The organism is Azospirillum sp. 11R-A (assembly GCF_049472615.1).
In the GTDB taxonomy this organism is placed as follows: domain Bacteria; phylum Pseudomonadota; class Alphaproteobacteria; order Azospirillales; family Azospirillaceae; genus Azospirillum; species Azospirillum palustre.
The window spans coordinates 15,282-35,490 of the sequence record NZ_JBCEBL010000003.1 but is presented as its reverse complement, the minus strand read 5'-3'; the positions used below and the strand labels follow the sequence as shown (position 1 = coordinate 35,490).

The 20,209-nt window shown below is 64.5% G+C and carries 16 protein-coding genes, 1 tRNA gene and 1 pseudogene; 11 read left to right on the top strand and 7 right to left on the bottom strand.

The features are described from left to right. Positions 1-17: 17 nt before the first annotated feature. From VH569_RS05860 to VH569_RS05850, 3 genes are all read right to left on the bottom strand, one after another. Entirely contained in the window at positions 18-1,736 is a 1,719-nt protein-coding gene (locus tag VH569_RS05860; RefSeq protein WP_423314541.1) for an ATP-binding protein, read from the bottom strand. Positions 1,737-1,858: 122 nt separating this feature from the next. After that, a complete protein-coding gene (locus VH569_RS05855) occupies positions 1,859-2,455 on the bottom strand; it encodes a response regulator transcription factor (RefSeq protein ID WP_423314540.1) in 597 nt (198 codons plus the stop codon). Next, entirely contained in the window at positions 2,452-4,629 is a 2,178-nt protein-coding gene (locus VH569_RS05850; protein ID WP_423314539.1) for a sensor histidine kinase, read from the bottom strand. The genes VH569_RS05855 and VH569_RS05850 overlap by 4 nt, the downstream gene beginning before the upstream one ends. Positions 4,630-4,805: 176 nt before the next feature. Here VH569_RS05850 and VH569_RS05845 point away from each other — a divergent pair, with 176 nt between their 5' ends. The 4 genes from VH569_RS05845 (at position 4,806) to VH569_RS05830 (ending at position 10,153) form a co-directional block, all read left to right on the top strand. Then, positions 4,806-5,828 (top strand): TRAP transporter substrate-binding protein, encoded by a 1,023-nt coding sequence (locus VH569_RS05845; RefSeq protein ID WP_423314538.1) that lies wholly within the window; start codon positions 4,806-4,808, stop codon positions 5,826-5,828. A 235-nt stretch (positions 5,829-6,063) separates the two neighbouring features. Next, positions 6,064-6,633 (top strand): TRAP transporter small permease, encoded by a 570-nt coding sequence (locus VH569_RS05840; RefSeq protein WP_423314537.1) that lies wholly within the window; start codon positions 6,064-6,066, stop codon positions 6,631-6,633. Further along, the gene (locus tag VH569_RS05835; RefSeq protein WP_423314536.1) at positions 6,630-7,928 is read left to right on the top strand and encodes a TRAP transporter large permease; all 1,299 of its coding nucleotides are present in this window, start codon (positions 6,630-6,632) and stop codon (positions 7,926-7,928) included. Before VH569_RS05840 ends, VH569_RS05835 begins: the two co-directional genes overlap by 4 nt. A 173-nt stretch (positions 7,929-8,101) precedes the next feature. Beyond that, the gene (locus VH569_RS05830) at positions 8,102-10,153 is read left to right on the top strand and encodes a molybdopterin oxidoreductase family protein (RefSeq protein ID WP_423314535.1); all 2,052 of its coding nucleotides are present in this window, start codon (positions 8,102-8,104) and stop codon (positions 10,151-10,153) included. A 106-nt stretch (positions 10,154-10,259) separates the two neighbouring features. On the opposite strand, the gene VH569_RS05825 is transcribed toward VH569_RS05830, so the two are convergent. The 4 genes from VH569_RS05825 to VH569_RS05810 all read right to left on the bottom strand — a co-directional run bounded on the left by VH569_RS05825 (position 10,260) and on the right by VH569_RS05810 (position 13,178). Further along, positions 10,260-10,700 (bottom strand): hypothetical protein, encoded by a 441-nt coding sequence (locus VH569_RS05825; protein ID WP_423314534.1) that lies wholly within the window; start codon positions 10,698-10,700, stop codon positions 10,260-10,262. A gap of 33 nt (positions 10,701-10,733) precedes the next feature. Beyond that, the gene (locus VH569_RS05820; protein WP_423314533.1) at positions 10,734-11,162 is read right to left on the bottom strand and encodes a hypothetical protein; all 429 of its coding nucleotides are present in this window, start codon (positions 11,160-11,162) and stop codon (positions 10,734-10,736) included. Between the two features lie 1,100 nt (positions 11,163-12,262). After that, positions 12,263-12,697, bottom strand: a complete 435-nt coding sequence (locus VH569_RS05815) for a hypothetical protein (RefSeq protein WP_423314532.1) — start codon at positions 12,695-12,697, stop codon at positions 12,263-12,265. Between the two features lie 10 nt (positions 12,698-12,707). Next, positions 12,708-13,178 carry a hypothetical protein gene (locus tag VH569_RS05810; RefSeq protein ID WP_423314531.1) on the bottom strand — a complete coding sequence of 157 codons (471 nt, stop codon included), beginning with the start codon at positions 13,176-13,178 and terminating at the stop codon, positions 12,708-12,710. 264 nt (positions 13,179-13,442) lie between these two features. On the opposite strand from VH569_RS05810, the gene recJ reads away from it, so the two are divergent. From recJ to VH569_RS05775, 7 genes and pseudogenes are all read left to right on the top strand, one after another. Further along, on the top strand, positions 13,443-15,239 hold the full coding sequence (gene recJ, locus VH569_RS05805; RefSeq protein WP_423314530.1) for a single-stranded-DNA-specific exonuclease RecJ: 1,797 nt from the start codon (positions 13,443-13,445) through the stop codon (positions 15,237-15,239). Between the two features lie 108 nt (positions 15,240-15,347). After that, positions 15,348-15,423: transfer RNA gene (locus VH569_RS05800), tRNA-Glu, on the top strand. 97 nt (positions 15,424-15,520) lie between these two features. After that, positions 15,521-15,813: pseudogene (locus VH569_RS05795) on the top strand (type II toxin-antitoxin system RelE/ParE family toxin). Positions 15,814-15,840: 27 nt separating this feature from the next. After that, complete coding sequence (locus VH569_RS05790) at positions 15,841-16,125, top strand: addiction module antidote protein (RefSeq protein WP_423314529.1); 285 nt, start codon at positions 15,841-15,843, stop codon at positions 16,123-16,125. Positions 16,126-16,179: 54 nt separating this feature from the next. After that, the gene (gene dusA / locus VH569_RS05785; RefSeq protein WP_423314528.1) at positions 16,180-17,205 is read left to right on the top strand and encodes a tRNA dihydrouridine(20/20a) synthase DusA; all 1,026 of its coding nucleotides are present in this window, start codon (positions 16,180-16,182) and stop codon (positions 17,203-17,205) included. A gap of 185 nt (positions 17,206-17,390) precedes the next feature. After that, entirely contained in the window at positions 17,391-18,812 is a 1,422-nt protein-coding gene (thrC, locus tag VH569_RS05780) for a threonine synthase (RefSeq protein ID WP_423314527.1), read from the top strand. After that, positions 18,809-20,068 (top strand): M16 family metallopeptidase, encoded by a 1,260-nt coding sequence (locus tag VH569_RS05775; RefSeq protein WP_423314526.1) that lies wholly within the window; start codon positions 18,809-18,811, stop codon positions 20,066-20,068. Before thrC ends, VH569_RS05775 begins: the two co-directional genes overlap by 4 nt. Positions 20,069-20,209 lie beyond the last annotated feature (141 nt).

Here is a 20,209-nt window from a genome sequence, read left to right as displayed (position 1 = left end):
ACGTCCCTCTGCCTTCCTTACGGCAGGATGATCGTCACCGTGGTGCCGGTGCCCGGCGTGCTGTCCAGGGTCAGGGTGCCGCCATGGGCCTCGACGAAGCGGCGGGCCAGCGGCAGGCCCAGGCCGGTGCCGGCCTCCGCCTTGGTCAGATAATTGTGGACCTGACGGAACGGCTCCATCGCGATCACCAGCTCGTCCGCGCTCATGCCGACGCCGGTGTCGGCGATCACGATGACGGCACCGGTCCCGCCGGGCCCGGGCTTGGCCTCCACCCGCACGGCACCGCCCGACGGAGTGAATTTGATGGCATTGGACAGGACGTTCAGCACCGCCTGCCGCATGCGGACCCCATCCACGGTGACCTGAAGATCGGACGCGATGGCGCCGCTGGTCAGTGCCACCCCCTTGCGCAGGGCCAGCGCCTCCATCAGCGACAGGCAATCCTCCAGCAGCTCGCCCAGCGCGACGCAGGCGGGGAACAGCTCCAGCCGTCCGGCCTCGATCTTCGCCATGTCCAGAAGCTCGTTCACCAGATCCAGCAGATGACGGCCGGACTGGTGGATGGCGGTCAGATATTCGACATGCTTGGGCGGGGAAGGGCCGAAGATGCCGGACATCAAGGCCTCGGCGAAGCCGATGATCGCATTCAGCGGGGTGCGCAGCTCGTGGCTCATGTTCGCCAGGAAATCGCTCTTGGCCCGGTTCGCCGCCTCGGCATGGTCCTTTTCCGATTGCAGCCGGCGGCGCTGCTCGATCAGCACCGCCTCGCGGGCGCGCCGCACCTCCTCCTCGGCGCTGCGGCGGCGGCGGTAGGCGCGCGACACCAGCAGCGCCAGCATCAGCGTCGCCGCACAGGCCACCGCGGCACCGCCGACCACCGTCATGCGGGTGGCGTTCAGCTTTTCCTGCACGAGGGCCGACGGCACGCCCAGCACCACTGCCCAACCGGTTTCGGATGAGCGGTGAATGACGGAGTGGACCTCGATCCCGTCCCGGGTCTGGGCGACGAACATGCGGTTGCTGCCGGTGCGGATCCGCGCCTCCAGCGACGCGTAGACCTTCTGGCCCAGATAGGCCGCCGCATCGCGCGAGCGGGCGGCGATCAGCATGGTCGGATCGATGACGGTGACCGTCCATTCCGGCGGGGTGTCGCGCGTCCGCAGGGCGCTGGACAGCCCTTCCAGCCCAAGCGCCAGCGACAGGATGTAGCGCACCCGGTCGTTCTGGCGGTCCGGGTCGAACTGGAGGATCGGTGCCCGCAGGATCAGCGACGGCCGGCCCGGCGGTCCGCCGGGCGGCAGCACGCCGCCGATGGTCGCGCGGCGGCTTTCGATGACATGGCGGGTGATTTCGTCCAGCCGGGGCGGCGGCAGCGGCTGGACGCCCAGCGGGTAGTGGGTGTGGAAGACGAAGCGGCCGGTGTCGGCGTCGACCATCCCCATCGCCAGCCAGCCGGGCTGGCTGTGGGTGGCGGTGGTGGTCTCCTGGTACAGGGTGCGCAGATCGTCGGCATTGGGCTGGAGCAGCGATGCCAGCAGTTCCAGCGGCCGCAGCTGGCTCGCCAGTTCACGGTCGACCGCCAGCGACAGCGACTGCGCCACCGATTGCAGCGCGTCCTCCGTCTCCGCCCGGTCGCGGGCGTCGAGCTGCCAGACCATCACGGCGCCGAACAGCAGCAGCGGTGCTGTCACGGCCAGACCGATGGCGAGGATGGAGCTGGGTAAGCGAAACCTCAACCGTTGATGCTCCAGACCGTCGGGGACGACCACCGGAGTGGTGCGAACAGACTAGTACGGGACCGGTGGGGACTCCAGGCGCCTCCGTCGTACCCTGGGTTTTCCCGTATCGGAAGGGGCAATCATGCGGCACCCGTCAGCAGCCGCGTCAGCTCCACCGCCGTCTTCACCCGCATCTTCTCGAACACATGGCTGCGGTGGACCTCCACCGTGCGCATGCTGATGCCCAGCTCGTCGGCGATCACCTTGTTCAGGCGGCCAGCGACGACCAGCTCCATCACCTGCCGTTCGCGCTGGGTCAGGGTGGCGAGACGGGCTGTCAGCCCGGCCTGACCGGCTTCGCGCTCGCGCTGTTCGGCGTCGAAGGCCAGCGCGTCGATCACCCGGTCGACCAGCTCGTTGTCGTTGAAGGGCTTCTCCACGAAATCGCGGGCCCCCTTCTTCAGGGCGCCGACGGCGATGGGCACGTCGCCATGGCCGGTCAGGAAGATTACCGGCATGCGGCAACCCTTGGACAGCAGCCGGTCGAACAGCTCCAGCCCGCTCATCCCCTCCATGCGGATGTCCAGCAGGAGGCAACCGGCGGTGTCCGGCCGCCACGACTCCAGGAAGGATTCGGCCGACGGCCAGCCCGCAACCGGGACGTTGCGCGACTGGAACAGCCAGCCGAGCGCGTCGCGGATGGCCTCGTCGTCGTCGACGATGTGGAGCGTGGTCATTCGGCAGCCTCGGCGGTGTGATCGGGAAACGGGCCGGCGGGATATGGGCCGGTTGTCCGGTCCGGCGTGCGGGCATGGACGGGCAGGGTGAACAGGAAGCGCGTGCCGGCGGCGTCGGCTCCCGTTGCGTCCCCGTTGCCATCTCCCTCCGGCGTCACCGTCTCGAACCACAGCCGGCCGCGGTGGTGTTCGACGATGGACCGGCAGATGTTCAGGCCCATGCCCATACCTTCGCGCTTGGTGGTGAAGAAAGGGGAAAACAGCCGGTCGGCCACGTCGGGAGCGACGCCGCAGCCATGGTCGCGGATCTCGGTCAGCAGCAGGCGGGCGCCATCCTTGCCCCCGTCCTTGCCGGCCTCCTCGCCGCCATCGCAATCGGTCTGGCGGACGGTGACGGTCAGGCGGCGGTCGGCGCGCGGGGTGCGGGCCATCGCCTCGATCCCGTTGCGCATCAGGTTCAGCACCACCTGTTGCAGCAGGATGCGGTCGCCGGTGACCGGCGGCAGATCGGCCGGGGCATCCAGCTCCACCCGCACGCCCAGCCTTGCGGCGTCGCTGCCGGCCAGCCCGACGCAGTCCTCCAGCACCTCGGCCAGCGAACAGGGGGCGACCCTGGGGTCGCGCTTGCGCACGAAGTCGTGGATGCGGCGCACCACCAGCCCGGCGCGCTTGGCCTGGGCGGCCAGCTTCTCCAGCGCCGCCGCCACCTCCTGCGTGTCGCAGCGGTCGGAGCGCAGCCGATTCAGGCAGCCGGTGCAGTAGCTGGCGATGGCCGACAGCGGCTGGTTCAGCTCATGCGCCAGGGTGGAGGCCATTTCGCCCATGGTGATCAGGCGGGAGGTCTGTTGCAGCCGCTCCTGCTGCTGGCGCGCCAGCTCCTCGGCGCGCTTGCGTTCGGTGATGTCGAGGACGGAGCCCATCCAGCCGGTCTGCCGCCCGTTGGCGTCGATCAGCGGCGCCTCGTAGATCAGCGCCTCGAACCGCTCGCCGTCGGGACGCTGGAAGCGCATCTCCAGCCCGCTTTCCGGCGCCCGGCCGGCCAGCACGTCCTGGAAGGCGGCCTCGGCCCGGTCGATCTCCTCCGGCAGCCAATAGGGCGCCGGCGGGCCGCGCCCGATCAGATCGTCCGCGTCCAGCCCGACCATCCGGCAGAAGGCCGGGTTGACGTAGGTGATGCGCCCCTCCAGGTCGCGGGCGCGCATGCCCACGGTCAGGCTGTCCTCCATCGCCTTGCGGAAGGCATGTTCCTCGCGCAGCGCCTCCTCGGCGCGCAGGCGGCCGGCGATGTGCCGGCGCAGCGACCACAGGCTCCACAATGCCGACCCGGTCAGCGCGAAGATCGCCGCGACCAGAACGGTGCGGGTGACGTTGGAGTCGCTGGGGTAGGCGGTGGCGACCAGGGCCATCCCATGGCCGGGCGGATCGAACGGGATGAGGTGGCTGCGCGCGGGGTCGGGCGCCGGTCCTGCCATGGATCCCGGCACCGACATGCGCGACTTCGATCCCAGCACCGTGCCGGTGGCGTCGACCACCTCCAGCTGGTAGCGCTGGGCGAACCACCAGGGGACATGGTGGGTCAGCATCGCTTCGAAGGAGAAGACGCCGACCAGCGTGCCGGCGAAGGCGCCGTCGCGGAACAGCGGGAAGGCGGCGTCGAAGCCGCGGTCGGTGGCGTCGATCCGGTAGGGTGCGCCATAGGCCCGCAGGCCGGAGGACCGGGCGATCCGCACCGCGTCGTCGCGGGCCATCCCCTCCGCGCCGGCCGGTTCCGAAGGTGCATCCGTTCCGCCGTTCCCCGGCAGCGGCGGCTCGGCCAGCAGGGTGCGGCCCTGGGCGTCGAGCCACAGCACCCGCTCGATCGCCGGATTGGTGTTCACCACCAGCCGGGCCATTGCGGCGAACTGCCGCAGGTCCACCTCAACCCGGCCCAGCGTTTCCGCCAGCCTCTCCAGCTTGTCCTCGTCGGATGCGAGCTGGAAGTGCAGGTTCTGCTCCACCCACAGCGCGTCCTTGATCAGCGCCAGCGCCTCCTCCTCCCGCTCGTTGCGCTGCAACAGCCACAGGAAGGCGCCCAGCAGCACCACGACCAGCGCCATCGCCACCACCGGCATGGCATGCGGCACCGCCCGCCCGATGCGGACGGCAGGACTGGATTTATGGGATGGCTTCGGCATCGGGGTGGACACGAAAGTGTGGGGACAGGGGATCGCGGGACCGTACGAAAGTGGAATAGGCCGACTCTGCGGATATCCACAATAGCCGCAATTCGTCCGATCATGAACAATGCGCAACAAGTACGGGGCCGAACAGTCAGTCTCGTCTACAATGAATACCAGAGGGGGACGCACCTATGAAACTCGTGAAGCTCCTGTGCGCGGCGGCGGTCGGCTGCATGATGTCGGCGCCGATGGCGATCTCGACGGCCTGGGCCCAGGACCAGATCGTGATCAAGTTCAGCCACGTCGTCGCGCCGGAGACGCCGAAGGGCAAGGGTGCCGAGAAGTTCAAGGAACTGGCCGAGAAGCTGACCGCCGGCAAGGTGAAGATCGAGGTCTACCCGAACAGCCAGCTCTACAAGGACAAGGAAGAGCTTGAGGCGCTTCAGCTGGGCGCCGTGCAGATGCTGGCCCCGTCGCTGGCCAAGTTCGGCCCGCTGGGCGCCAAGGAATTCGAGGTCTTCGACCTGCCCTACATCTTCCCGAGCAAGGAAGTTCTCCAGCGCGTCACCAAGGGCGAGATCGGCAAGAAGCTGTTCCAGAAGCTGGAGTCCAAGGGCATCATCGGGCTGGCCTATTGGGACAACGGCTTCAAGATCATGAGCGCCAACAAGCCGCTCATCAAGCCGGAGGACGTGAAGGGCCTGAAGATGCGCATCCAGTCGTCCAAGGTTCTGGACGCCCAGATGCGGGCGCTCGGCGCCCTGCCGCAGGTGATGGCCTTCTCCGAAGTGTACCAGGCGCTGCAAACCGGCGTCGTCGACGGCACGGAGAACCCGCCGTCCAACATGTACACCCAGAAGATGCACGAGGTTCAGAAGAACGCGACCCTGACCGACCACGGCTATCTCGGCTACGCGGTCATCGTGAACAAGAAGTTCTGGGAAGGCCTGCCCGCAGACGTCCGCGGCAAGCTGGAAGAGGCGATGAAGGAGGCGACCGACTACGCCAACGACATCGCCCAGAACGAGAACGACGTGGCGCTGGCCCAGATGAAGGCCTCCGGCAAGACCGAGTTCCACACCCAGACCAAGGAAGAGCGCGAGGCCTGGGTCAAGGCCCTGAAGCCGGTCCACAAGGACGCCGAAGCCCGCGTTGGCAAGGACCTGATCGAAGCGATCTACAAGGAATCGGCCGCGGCTGGCTTCAAGATGTGATTTGAGGGCGGGCGACGCCACTCCACTGGAAGGCGTCGTCCACTCCAAACCGGCATCCACACTGTTCGGCCGTCATTCCCGCGAAGGCGGGAATCCAGCTTCGATGATCCATTCGCTCCGGCAGCCGCCTGGATCCCCGCCTACGCGGGGATGACGGTCGATTGAAGCGCTAAGGGTCGTGCTGCGGCTATCCAGCCTTTAAGACCGTCTCCGCCGACCGGGAGATCCCCCCGACATGCTTATGAAAATTCTCGACCGGCTTGAGGAGACGCTGATCGCGTCGCTCATGGCCGGGGCGACGCTCGTCATCTTCGCGTCCGTCGTCCACCGCTATTTCTCCGGCGTTCCCTACATCCAGGACTATGTGCTGCACTGGAACCTCGCCTGGGCGCAGGAACTGTGCATCTACATGTTCGTGTGGATGGCGAAGTTCGGTGCCGCCTATGGCGTGCGCACCGGCATCCATGTGGGCGTCGACGTCATCATCAACCGGATGGAGCCGCACCTGCGTGCCAAGTTCGTGCTTTTCGGGCTGGGTGCCGGTGCACTGTTCACCCTCATCGTCGGGTCGCTCGGCGCGCGCTTCGTCTACCACATCTCCGAGACCGAGCAGGTGTCGGCCGATCTGGAATGGCCGATGTGGATCATCTATCTGGCGGTGCCGCTCGGCTCCTACCTGATGTGCTTCCGCTTCCTCCAGGTCGCCTGGACCTTCATCCGCACCGGTGAACTGCCCCACCACGACCATGCCCAGGTCGACGGCATCGACCCGGTCGAAGCCGCCAAGGAAGGAGGCCCGGCATGAACGCCGCCATTATCTTCGGGCTTCTGCTGGCCCTCATGCTCACCGGCATGCCGATCTCCATCTCGCTCGGCCTGACGGTTCTGTCCTTCCTGTTCTTCATGACCGACGTGCCGATCGACGCCGTGGCCCTGAAGCTGTTCACCGGCATCGAGAAGTTCGAGATCATGGCGATCCCGTTCTTCATCCTGGCCGGCAACTTCCTGACCCATGGCGGTGTTGCCCGCCGCATGATCAACTTCGCCACCTCGATGGTCGGCCATTGGCATGGCGGCCTCGGCCTTGCCGGCGTGATGGCCTGCGCGCTGTTCGCGGCGGTGTCGGGCTCCAGCCCGGCCACCGTGGTCGCCATCGGCTCGATCATCCTGCCGGCCATGGTGGCGCAGGGCTTCCCGAAGAATTTCGGCGCCGGCATCGTCACCACCTCGGGCGCGCTCGGCATCCTGATCCCGCCATCCATCGTGATGGTGATGTATTGCGTCGCCACCACCGGCCACCCGCAGGCCGCCTCCATCGGCCAGATGTTCATCGCCGGCGTGGTGCCGGGCATCCTGCTGGCCTGCTTCCTCGGCTTCACCACCTGGTTCCGCGCCCGCAAGTTCGGCTATCCGCGCCTGCCCAAGGCCAGCTTTGCCCAGCGCATGCATGCCCTGCGCGAGAGCTTCTGGGGCCTGCTGCTGATCATCGTCGTCATGGGCGGCATCTACAGCGGCATCTTCACCCCGACCGAGGCGGCGGCGATGGCCGCGGTCTATGCCTTCGTCGTCGCGGTCTTCGTCTACAAGGACATGCCGCTGCGCCGCGTGCCGAAGGTGCTGCTGGACAGCGCCAGCATGTCGGCGATGCTGCTCTACATCATCACCAACGCGGTGCTCTTCTCCTTCCTGATGACGTCGGAGCAGATTCCGCAGAACATGGCGGCCTGGATCCTCGACCAGAACATGGGCGTGTGGGTCTTCCTGCTGGTGGTGAACATCATCCTGCTGGCCGCCGGCAACTTCATGGAGCCGTCGTCCATCGTCCTGATCATGGCGCCGATCCTGTTCCCGGTCGCCATGAAGCTGGGCATCGACCCGGTGCATTTCGGCATCCTGATCATCGTGAACATGGAAGTCGGCATGTGCCATCCGCCGGTCGGCCTGAACCTCTACGTCGCCTCGGGCATCACCAAGATGGGCATTACCGAGCTGACGGTGGCGGTGTGGCCGTGGCTGCTGACGATGCTGATCTTCCTCGGCCTCATCACCTATGTCCCGGCGATCACGCTGTGGTTCCCGCGCCTGCTCGGCTTCATGTAAAGCCGCAAGTCGTCAGGGGACTCTCCCGCTGAATCGGCAGGGGCCGCGAAGTCCGAACAAGGGATTTCGCGGCCCCGCTTTTTTGTACCCATACATTGTTGCGCATTGAAGCGGGCGCGGGGCAGGGCCTAAACTTTGGCCTTCCCCGCCGCCAGCCAGACCAGAGGTTAGCCTTGTCGGCCCAGTTCCTGCCCACCGCCTGTCCGCACGATTGCCCCAGCACCTGCGCGCTGGAGGTGGAACGCCTCGCCCCCGACCGCATCGGCAAGGTGCGCGGTGCGGCGGAGAACAGCTACACCGCCGGCGTCATCTGCGCGAAGGTCAGCCGCTATGCCGAGCGCGTGCATGCGCCGGACCGGCTGAAGACCCCGCTGCTGCGCAGCGGCCCCAAGGGCTCCGGCCAGTGGAGGGAAATCGGCTGGGACGAGGCGCTGGACCGCATCGCCGATGCCTTCCTGACCGCCGAACGCGCTCACGGCCCGGAAGCGGTCTGGCCCTATTTCTACGCCGGCACCATGGGTCTGGTGCAGCGCGGCGGCATCCAGCGCCTGCGCCACGCCAAGGGCTATTCGCGCCAGACCAGCACGGTGTGCGACACGCCGGCCAACATGGGCTGGCTCGCCGGCTATGGCGACATCCGCGGCGCCGACCCGCGCGAGATGGCGGACAGCGACCTGATCGTCAACTGGGGCGGCAACCCGGTGGCGACCCAGGTCAACGTGATGACCCATGTCAGCCGCGCCCGCAAAGGCCGCGGCGCCAAGCTGGTCACCATCGACCCCTACCGCACCGGCACGGCGGAGGTCTCCGACCTGCACCTGATGCTGCGGCCGGGCACCGACGGGGCGCTGGCCTGCGCGGTGATGCATGTGCTGTTCCGCGACGGCCACGCCGACCGCGCCTATCTGGCCCGGCTGGCCGGCGACACCGCGGCGCTGGAGGCGCATCTCGCCACCCGCACCCCTGAATGGGCAGCATCCATCACCGGCCTGACCGTGGCGGAGATCGAGGAATTCGCCCGCCTCTACGGCACCACCAAGCGGTCCTACCTGCGTGTCGGCTACGGCCTGTCGCGCGCCCACAACGGGGCGGCGCAGGTCCATGCCGTGTCCTGCCTGCCGGTGGTCACCGGCGCCTGGCAGCACAAGGGCGGCGGCGCGCTCTACTGCTCGTCCGGCATCTACAAGCTGGACAAGACCTTGTCGGAGGGGCTGGACCGCCTCGACAAGTCGGTGCGCAGCTTCGACCAGTCGCGCATCGGCGCGGTGCTGACCGGCGACCCGCGCGACCTGACCAGCGGCCCGCCGGTGACGGCGATGCTGATCCAGAACACCAACCCGGTGACGATCTGCCCGGATTCCAACCGCGTCCGCCAGGGCTTCCTGCGCGAGGACCTGTTCGTGGCGGTGCACGAGCAGTTCATGACCGACACGGCCAGGCTGGCCGATCTGGTGATCCCCGCCACCACCTTCCTGGAGCATGACGACATCTACCGCGGCGGCGGCCAGATGCACATCCTGATCGGCCGCAAGGTGATCGAGCCGCAGTTCGAGGCGCGCGAGAATCATTGGGTCATCAGCGAACTCGCCCGCCGCGTCGGCGCAGAGCATCCGGGATTCGGCATGACTGCGCTGGAGATCATCGACGCCATGCTGAAGGCGTCCGACCTCGGCGACGCGGCGACCCTGACCGCCGACCGCTGGATCGACGCCCAGCCCGATTTCGAGACCTCGCATTTCCTCAACGGCTTCGCGCACCCCGATGCCAAGTTCCGCTTCGCCCCCGACTGGGCGGCGCTCGGCCCCTATGGCGGCATGCCGGAGCTGCCCGACCACATGCCCCCCGCCCGCGATGCCGATGCGGAGCATCCGTTCCGACTCGTCACCGCCCCGGCGCGCCAGTTCCTCAACACCTCCTTCACCGAGACGCTGACCGCCCAGAAGCGCGAAGGCCGACCCACCGCACTGATCCACCCGGAGGATGCCGCCGGGCTGGCTCTGGCCGACGGCGACGCGGTGCGGCTGGGCAACCCGCAGGGCAGCGTGGTGGTCCATGCGAAGTCCTTCGCCGGTGTGCCGCGCGGCGTGGTGATCGTCGAGGGCATCTGGCCCAATAGCGCCTTCGTCGAGGGCATGGGCATCAACAGCCTGACCTCGCCGGAACCGGTGCCGCCGGCCGGCGGTGCGGCGTTCCACGACACGGCGGTGTGGATGCGGGCGGCGTAGGAAACTCCACCTCCCATCCTTTCCGGCCTCGTGCCGATCGGCTTGGCCATATCGTTCGGCTGGAAAGGGCGGGAGGTGGAGTTTCATAGTGGAAAGAGGAGGCGGACTATCTGCAAACGGCTTGAGACAGCGGGTTGATCTTTCTTGCGACAAACTGTCTTCTGTCGTTGTCTCTAACAATTATGATTTTATCACCGCCGCTTACATCCATCGTGAATGGGCTTGCTCCTGATGTCTGAATTTCAATTTCACAATATTCAGTGCATCCCTTGTATTCGATGGAGACGTGGGAGCCGACTATTCTTTTCGTTCCGTATGTTCCGCTGGTTCTTTTAAACTCGACCTCAATGCTTTTTTCTGCACAGTTGAAAACATTGACCGGTATTGCATCCGGATTGATGGGCGCTATTCCTGGCGACGTGGGAGATATATCGATGGGTGCCGCCTGTGATTCCGACAAAGGGGGATCGTAAAGCACGGGAGCGAAAAGCGAGAGGAGTGCTGCTGCAATAACGGTTCTCTTCCGGTGGAAAAATCTGTCGGACATCACTGAATTTCTCCCTTCACCAAAAATTTCTGATCAATTGTTGCCAGTGCCAGTGCCAGTGCCAGTGCCAGTGCCAGTGCCAGTGCCAGTGCCAGTGCCAGTGCCAGTGCCAGTTGCCGGTCCGGAGTTGTTTGAGGTGTTCTTTGATGTCGCTTGCCCAAGAAGATAGCCTGAAATGGTGCTTAGCAGGCTGATCGGGCCGACGATCTGTTTATCGCTGTATCCGAATACGACAATCAGCAAGCTTGCGTTGATGATCATCAGAAGACCAAACAGCTTGATCACGTCGCCGGCGGCGAGAGATTTGTAGTATTTTATAACGATGATTGCGACGAGAGCGAAGCTCAGTAATGCGAAAACTTGGGCGGCCCATTCCCGTGACGTAAAGAATTGAGTGATGGATGTTTCAAATGCGACGACCGTTCCCGTGCTTTGGCTGGTATTGATATCAAAAGAGTTCACGGCTAGCTTCTCCTCGATTCTGATTTGAAATATGCGTTAAGATCTTTTTTTGATGTCGGGCCGTTGACGATTGCGTATCTGAACCCGGAAATTATGCATCTCTCGACGTCTTGGGGCGTTCCGTGGTCACTCTTTGATATTGCCTCGATGTTGCGTTCTGCTAAATACTCTATGATCCCGCCTATGGGGAAGTCTTCTTCTCTTTTTAAGATTCCAAGGTAATATCCGCAAGCGAGATAGGCTTCCAATTCAAAAAATGGAGGGACCCTTTTGTGGTTTTCCGAAAACTGATAAACATGCCAGCATTCGTGAGCCATTATCCCGAATAGTATTTGAATGCTACTGGAAAACGATCTAACTATATCAATGTAGCAGTCGATACCAAAGTGTATTATTCCGACGCCACTCCTCATTTCGGTAAAGGCGGTATCTGAATGTTCGCCTCTTTCAATTTTAATTAGCGAATTGATATTAAAATATCTGTTAACTGATTTATTTATCGATTTAATGATTTCTTCTCCATTTTCCTCATTGGGGAATAAAATATTTATGTTGCGAGATGACTTGTTAGAATTTAATATAATGGGACTTAAGGCAGAGAAAAACACTCTCCGGCTGATATAACTACTGTGATTCATTTTGGCCAATTTTCTTATGCGCTGCGATTTAAGAATTTTACGTTTTAGTATAAGTTTCTTGATTTTTCTTCATTTCTGCATTTCGACTCTGGGAAGACGAAGCGATACTCCTGGTCGGACACAAGAGGCATGGCGACCGTCTGGTGGTGTCTGTTCTTCACCGGGTCGGTGCATCTGGAGGCTATCGCCACGATTTGGAAAGAGGAGGTGTTTTCCGGAGTGAAGAAAAATTTTCGTCCCCGTCCGATCTCGACGTTGTCGATCTTATAGATAACGTCGTCTCTGTCTGAGGACAGAAATATCTTGTAGGACCTTTTATCAAGAATTTTCATTTTATCGCCGATCCCATCTGTAGCGCACGAAGCAACCAGTGTCGCCAACAGGAGGGCAGGATGCCGCCAAACAAGATTATGTTTTCTCACTATGCATATCCTCGTAGTATTTGGCGACATCCTGACGGCGTCAATCAATCCGTTTTATGTATACGTCTGCATGGGCCAGTGTCGTTGTGAGTTCAAGCTTATAAGTTACGATAGGAATGATCGGCGTTATGTTGGTTGTCGTTTTCCATTTGCTGTTTATAAGGATTACATCTGGAATATCCATATCCTTGATTTTGGTGTTGATGTTTGCCTTTCGCGAATTTTCAGCTAACTGCCTGGACTTCGCTGCCTCCTTGGCTTTATCGACAAGCAATTTCCGAAGGTCATAGATTGCAGAGTCGTCCCAGGCAAAAACCGTCTTTGATTCGCTTAGCGTGATTGTGCCATCTTCGTAGTTGGTGACGTCACTGTTTGGGAATGTGAAAAGATCCTGTGTCTCGATGCTGCCGCTCGTGACACTGCAGGCGGTACAAGACAAAATAAACGGGAGGAGTAGGGCGTGTGAAATTTTCATAATATTATCCTTATTTCTTGTAGTTCTTGATAAATTCATTCGTGCTCTTGTCGTTTCTGACTTGGTTTCCAGAAACCATTTTTGCAGAAACACCCTTCACATTCAGGGTGGTGTTATAAATTGGCAAAAGCGGAAACTGCGTCGTTGTCCAGTTGTAGACGCCGTTTACGAGAAGATCGCCTTTGCTTTCCGCAAGGGCGTTGCGGACGGCTTCCTGCTCAAGATCGGGATTGGCTAGATCAGGAAGAAGAAACGAAGTTGACGTCGCTTTTCCTTCGGCCAGTGCGATTGGCACCACATTGCTGTTCGGATAGGCGAAATGACTCGCTGAGCGTTCATAGGTAGAGGCGGGGCCGGCGCAAGCCGAGAGCAGCATGGCCCCGGCGGAAACAATATAGACTTGAAACGATCTTTTATGCATCTCTAAATCTCCAGAGGTAATCCCTTTGAAAATATCACAGATCAAACGAGAGATAATCAACGATTATAAATCCATACGGTTGAATTCTAATTACATGAGTATATAATCTGTCTTATCAGCAATGCTTGAATTTCGCGTCTTCGGTCGAAAGATCTGGAGATCCGCTTTGTATCGGGATCCGGCGTGAGCGGTCCGAAGAGCGCGAGAGCATTGGGTTGCTCGAACACCACCCGTTTGAACCCGCCAACCCTGTCCATCGTGCGTCGCGCGCTCATGTCTGCTATGGCTGTGCACCCGTTCCCCTCACCGGACAGCAGCACCGCCATGACCGAGCCCGCCGCCTTCCTCAACGTCGCCAACTCCCTGTCCGGCAAGCGCTGGCAGGCGCGGCCCTGCGACGAGCGGCAGGCGCAGGCCCTCACCCAGGGGCGCGGGCTGCCGGAGATCGTCGGCCGGGTGCTGGCCGCCCGTGGCGTCACCGAGGACAGCTGCGAAACCTTCCTCAACCCGACGCTGAAGGCCCTGCTGCCCGATCCCTCGCGCTTCCGCGACATGGACCCGGCGGCCGAGCGCATCGCGCGGGCCATCCGCGACGGCGAGCCGGTGGCCGTCTTCGGCGACTACGACGTCGATGGCGCCACCTCCGCCGCGCTGCTGCGCCGCTTCTTCCGTTCGCTCGGCGCCGACATCCGCGTCTATGTCCCCGACCGCATCACCGAGGGCTACGGCCCCAACGCTCCGGCGCTGCTTCGCCTGAAAGGGGAGGGGGTGCGGCTGGTGGTGACGGTCGATTGCGGCATTTCCGCCTTCGCCGCCCTGGAGGCCGCCGCCGAGGCCGGGCTGGATGTCGTCGTGCTCGACCACCATGCCGCCGAACCGCGCCTGCCCCCCGCCGTCGCGCTGGTCAACCCCAACCGGCTGGACGAGGATGGCGCCTACCGCACGCTTTGCGCCGCCGGCGTCACCTTCATCACCATCGTCGCGATCAACCGCGTGCTGCGGACAGCCGGCTTCTACCGCGACCGGGCGGAACCCAACCTGATGGAATGGCTTGACATCGTGGCGCTCGGCACGGTGTGCGACGTGGTGCCGCTGACCGGGCTGAACCGCGCGCTGGTGGCGCAGGGGCTGAAGGTGATGGCGCGGCGTGCCAACCCCGGCCTCGCCGCCCTGTCCGACGTGGCGGGGGTGAAGGAGAAGCCGGATGCCTACCATGCCGGCTACGTCCTCGGGCCGCGCGTGAATGCCGGCGGCCGGGTGGGCGCGTCCGACCTCGGCGCCCGGCTGCTCTCCACCGACGATCCCATCGAGGCGATGGAACTGGCCCAGCGGCTGGAGGGCCACAACGCCGAGCGCCGGACCATCGAGCAGGCGGTCCTCGACGAGGCGCTGGAGCGCGTCGCCGCCGAGGCCGGGCGCACGACCGATCTGGTTTTCGTCACCGGTCTCGGCTGGCACCCCGGCGTCATCGGCATCGTCGCCGCCCGGCTGAAGGAGCGCTACAGTCGCCCGGCCTGCGTCGTCGCTCTGGAGGAAACCGCCGACGGCACCGTCATCGGCAAGGCGTCGGGCCGTTCGGTGCGCGGCGTCGATCTCGGTGCGGCGGTGATCGCCGCCCGGCAGGAAGGGCTGCTGCTGGCCGGCGGCGGCCACCGCATGGCGGCGGGCTTCACCGTGGCCGGCGACAGGATCGACGCGCTGCGCGACTTCCTGCACAGCCGCATCTCCGAACAGGTGGCATCCGCCCCGCTGGTGCCGACGCTGGAACTGGACGGCGCCCTGTCGGTCGGTGGCGCCAGCGTCGGACTGGTGACGACGCTCGACAAGCTCGGCCCCTACGGCACCGGCAACGCCGAACCGCGCTTCGCCATCGCCGACGCCCGTGTCGTGCGCGCCGACGTGGTGGGCGCCAACCATGTGCGCTGCATCCTGCAAGGCAACGACGGTGCCCGGCTGAAGGCCATCGCCTTCCGCGCGCTCGACAGCGACATGGGCCAGGCCCTGCTGACCGGCCGCGGCACGCCGTTCCACCTTGCCGGCGTGCTGCGCATCGACCGCTGGAACGGTTCGGAAGGGGTCCAGCTGCTGATCGACGACGCGGCACCGGCGCGCTCGGCCTGAGCGTTGGCGTGGCGTCGTACGGGCGGGGCGCAAAAAGTATCGGAGGATGCAAAAAAGCGCTTGCGCTGCGCGGCTCCGATCTTTAGAAAGCGCGTCACCGCGAACGACGTCCCCGTCGTCTAGAGGCCTAGGACACCGCCCTTTCACGGCGGCGACACGGGTTCGACTCCCGTCGGGGACGCCATCTTCTCGGTTCATGACTTAAGCCCCGCCTTGTGCGGGGCTTAGTCGTTTTTGGGCCGATGGCTTGACAAGTTGTCTCCTGCGGAAGACATTGTTGGATGATCGAGATCCGTCAGACCGACCGTTTCGCCGCTTGGATAGAGAGCTTGCGGGACGTTCGGGCTCGCATGCGGATCGAGGTGCGTATCCGCCGCCTTCAGCTTGGCAATCCTGGCGATACCAAGCCGGTGGGGGAAGGTGTCAGTGAACTGCGCATCGACCACGGCCCCGGGGCTACCGCGTCTATTTCATCCAGCGTGGCGACACACTGATCGTGCTGCTGGCCGGTGGAGACAAGCGGTCCCAGGACCGCGACATCGCCACCGCCATTGCGATGGCACGGGATCTTTAGACGTGCAGCCCGACAAAGGAGGGGAGCATGGACCGAACCGAAACCCGTCCCTGGGATATCGTCGACAGCCTGGACAGCGACGAGCGCATCGCCGCTTACCTGGATGCGGTGTTGGAAGACGGCGATCCACAATTGATCGTCGCGGCACTCGGCGACATCGCCCGCGCCAAGGGAATGACGGAGGTCGCCCGTAATGCCGGCCTTGGCCGCCAGAGCCTCTACAAGGCATTGTCGCCGGACGGAAATCCGGAATTTGCGACGGTTTTGAAGGTCATCAAGTCTTTCGGCCTCCGCCTGACCGTCAGCCCATAGCGCCTTGCCCGCTGCTTACCGCTTTCCTGTTCCACTGTACCGGCTCCACTCGACATGACCACCTCCACCATCCCCCTCAGCGTCGCGCCGATGATGGACTGGACCGACCGGCATTGCCGGTACTTCCACCGTCTGCTGTCGCGCTCGACCCTGCTCTACACCGAGATGGTGACCACGGGCGCCGTGCTGCATGGCGACCGCGAGCGGCTGCTGGGCTTCGATGCGGCGGAACATCCGGTGGCGCTCCAGCTCGGCGGATCGGACCCGGCGGACCTTGCCGCCTGTGCCCGCATCGCGGAAGAGTGGGGCTATGACGAGGTCAACCTGAACGTCGGCTGCCCGAGCGACCGGGTGCAGTCCGGCCGCTTCGGCGCCTGCCTGATGGCGGAGCCCGATCTGGTGGCCCGGCTGGTCGGCGCCATGCGCGAGGCGGTATCGATCCCCGTCACCGTCAAGTCGCGCATCGCCATCGACGAGATGGAGGAATGGCCGACGCTCGACCATTTCATCCGCACCGTCTCCGCCACCGGCTGCACCCATTTCATCGTCCATGCCCGCAAGGCTTGGCTGAAGGGCCTCAGTCCCAAGGAGAACCGGGACATCCCGCCGCTGCGCTACGACCTCGTCCACCGGCTGAAGGCGGAATACCCGCATCTCACCATCGCCATCAATGGCGGCATCAGGACGCTGGACGAGGCTTCGGGGCATCTCGGCACGCTCGACAGCGTGATGATCGGCCGCGCCGCCTACGAAACGCCCTATCTGCTGGCCGACGCCGACCGCCGCCTGATGGGGGGCGAGCCCGGACCCGACCGCCATGCGGTGATCGAGGCGATGCTGCCCTACATCGAGGCGCGGATGACACGCGGCACCCCGCTGTCCTCCATCACCCGCCACATGCTGGGCCTGTTCCAGGGGCTGCCCGGCGCCCGTGCCTACCGTCGCCACATCGCCGAGAACGCCCACCGCCCCGGTGCCGGTCCGGAGGTGCTGCAGCGTGCCGCCTCGCTGGTTCGCCGCCGGGGTGCGGACGAGGGCGCCGACGAGAGCGCCGACGAGGCGGTGGGGGAGGCCGCGTGATTGGCTCCGGCCCGGATTGAACAGTGAACACACCCCGAAAAACCGTTTCATGGTGTTTCAGGCGTTCCACCCAAGGCCGCGGAGCCGCCCCAACCGGATGGAATATGCGCCGTGCGTCCCGCACCGCTTGCGTGCGGGCGGGGTCCTCGCTAACTATGCCCACTTCATCGGACGGAGTGTAAGCGGTGCGGTACGTCAGCACGCGGGGCGCGGCCCCGGTCTTGGGTTTCGAAGACGTCCTTTTGGCCGGGTTGGCGCGCGACGGCGGCCTCTATGTGCCGGAGACCTGGCCGCAGTTCACGGCCGACGACATCCGCGCCATGCGCGGGCTGCCCTATAGCGAGATCGCCGTCCGGGTGATGCTGCCCTTCCTGGGCGGCTCCATCGCCGAGGACGAGTTCCGCGCCATCGTCCGTGACGCCTATGCCAGCTTCGACCATGCCGCGGTGACCCCGCTGGTGCAGGTCGATCCGACCACCTGGGTGCTGGAGCTGTTCCACGGGCCCACGCTCGCCTTCAAGGACGTGGCGCTGCAACTGCTCGGCCGCCTGTTCGACCATGTGCTGACCAAGCGCGGGCAGCGGGTGACCATCGTCGGCGCCACCTCCGGCGACACCGGCTCGGCCGCCATCGAGGCCTGCCGCGACCGCCAGAACGTCGACATCTTCATTCTGCACCCCAAGGGCCGCACGTCCGAGGTGCAGCGCCGGCAGATGACCAGCGTGCTGTCGTCCAATGTCCACAACATCGCGCTGGACGGCACCTTCGACGATTGCCAGGACCTCGTGAAGGCGATGTTCAACGACGGCGCCTTCCGCGACCGGATGGGGCTGTCGGCGGTGAACTCGATCAACTGGGCCCGCATCATGGCCCAGATCGTCTATTATTTCACCGCTGCGGTGGCGCTGGGCGCGCCGGACCGCAAGCTCGCCTTCACCGTGCCGACCGGCAATTTCGGCAATGTCTATGCCGCCTACGGCGCCCGCTCCATGGGGCTGCCGATGGAGACGCTGGTGGTGGGATCCAACAGCAACGACATCCTCGCGCGCTTTTTCGCCAGTGGGAGCATGGTCGCGGCGCCCGTCGTGCCTACCTTGTCTCCCAGCATGGACATCCAGATCTCTTCCAACTTCGAACGGCTGCTGTTCGACCTGCTCGACCGCGACGGCACCGCGGTGACGGAGGCGCTGAACCGCTTCCGCACCGAGGGCAAGTTCGCGGTGACCGACGCGCAGCTCGCCCGCGCGCTGGCCATCTTCTCCGGCCATCGGGTGGACGAGGCCGCCACCATGGCGACCATCGCCGAGGTGTGGAAGGACAGCCTCTATCTGCTCGATCCGCACACGGCGGTCGGCATCGGGGCGGCGAAGGCGGCGGTTGCCGCCGGCCGGGTCGATCCGACCGTTCCTATGGTGGTTCTCGCCACCGCCCATCCCGCCAAGTTCCCCGACGCGGTGGAAAAGGCGACCGGCCGCCGGCCGGACCTGCCGCCGCGCCTGTCCGATCTTTATGTGCGCGAGGAGCGCCTGTCCGACCTGCCGAACGATCTGGCGGCGGTCCAGGACTTCGTCACCAAGCGCGCCCGCGCCGCCCAGGAGGCCGCATGAGTTCCATTCGTGTGACGACGTTGCCCAACGGGCTTCGCGTCGCGACCGACACAATGCCCGACGTGCAGTCCGTTTCGCTCGGCTGCTGGGTCGGGGTTGGTACCCGCAACGAGGCGGCGAGCGTCAACGGCGTCGCCCACCTCGTCGAGCATATGCTGTTCAAGGGCACCAGCCGCCGTTCGGCCTTCCGCATCTCCGAGGAGATCGAGAATGTCGGCGGCCAGCTGAACGCCTACACCACCCGCGAGCAGACCGCCTATTACGCCAAGGTCCTGCACGAGGATGCGCCGCTGGCGCTCGACATCCTGTCCGACATGATCCAGCACTCCACGCTGGACGCCGAGGAGCTGGTGCGCGAGCGCACGGTGGTGTTGCAGGAGATCGGCCAGAGCGCCGACACGCCCGACGACATCATCTTCGACCATTTCCAGTCCACCGCCTATCCGGGTCAGGCCATCGGCCGTCCGGTGCTGGGCTCGGCGGAGATCGTAGGATCCCTGCCGCGCGAGGCGCTGGTCGACTACATCGCCGGCCATTACGGCGCCCCCGGCATGGTGCTGAGCGCCGCCGGCCGGATCGAGCATGACCGGATGGTCGACCTTGCGTTCAAGGCGTTTGGCGACCTGCCGAGCGGCGCTCCGCCCAAGCCGGAGACCGCCCGCTACATCGGCGGCGACTTCCGCGAGGACCGCGATCTGGAGCAGATGCACCTGGTGCTCGGCTTCGACGGGGTGGGGGTGCACGACCCCGACTTCTACGCCCACTCTGTGCTCTCCACCCTGCTCGGCGGCGGCATGTCGTCCCGCCTGTTCCAGGAGGTGCGGGAGAAGCGCGGGCTGGTCTATTCCATCTACACCTTCACCGGCGGCTACCATGACGGCGGCCTGTTCGGCGTCTATGCCGGCACCGGCGAGGACGAGGTGGCGGAGCTGGTCCCCGTCGTCTGCGACGAGATCGCCAAGGTCGGCGCCGACGTCACCGAGGACGAGGTTGCCCGTGCCCGCGCCCAGTTGAAGGCCGGGACGCTGATGGCGCTGGAAAGCACCATGTCGCGTTGCGAGCAGCTGGGTCAGCAGATCCTGATCTATGACCGTCCGGTTCCGGTGGACGAGATCGTGGCGAAGATCGACGGCGTCGACCGCGAGTCCGTGGTCAAGGCGGCGTCCCGCCTGCGTGCCAGCCGTCCGACCGTGGCCGCCCTCGGCCCCATCGCCAAGCTGGAAAGCTACGACCGCATCGCGGAGCGTCTCGCCTGACGATGAAGACGGCGGCGGCCAAACCTCTCCCCCCGCAGTTTTCCCCCTCTCCCTCCCGGGGAGAGGGTAGGGGTGAGGGGGATGCACTGCGTGGATCGTCCGGCTGGCGAATCCCCCTCGCGCTAACCCTCTCCCTGGGGG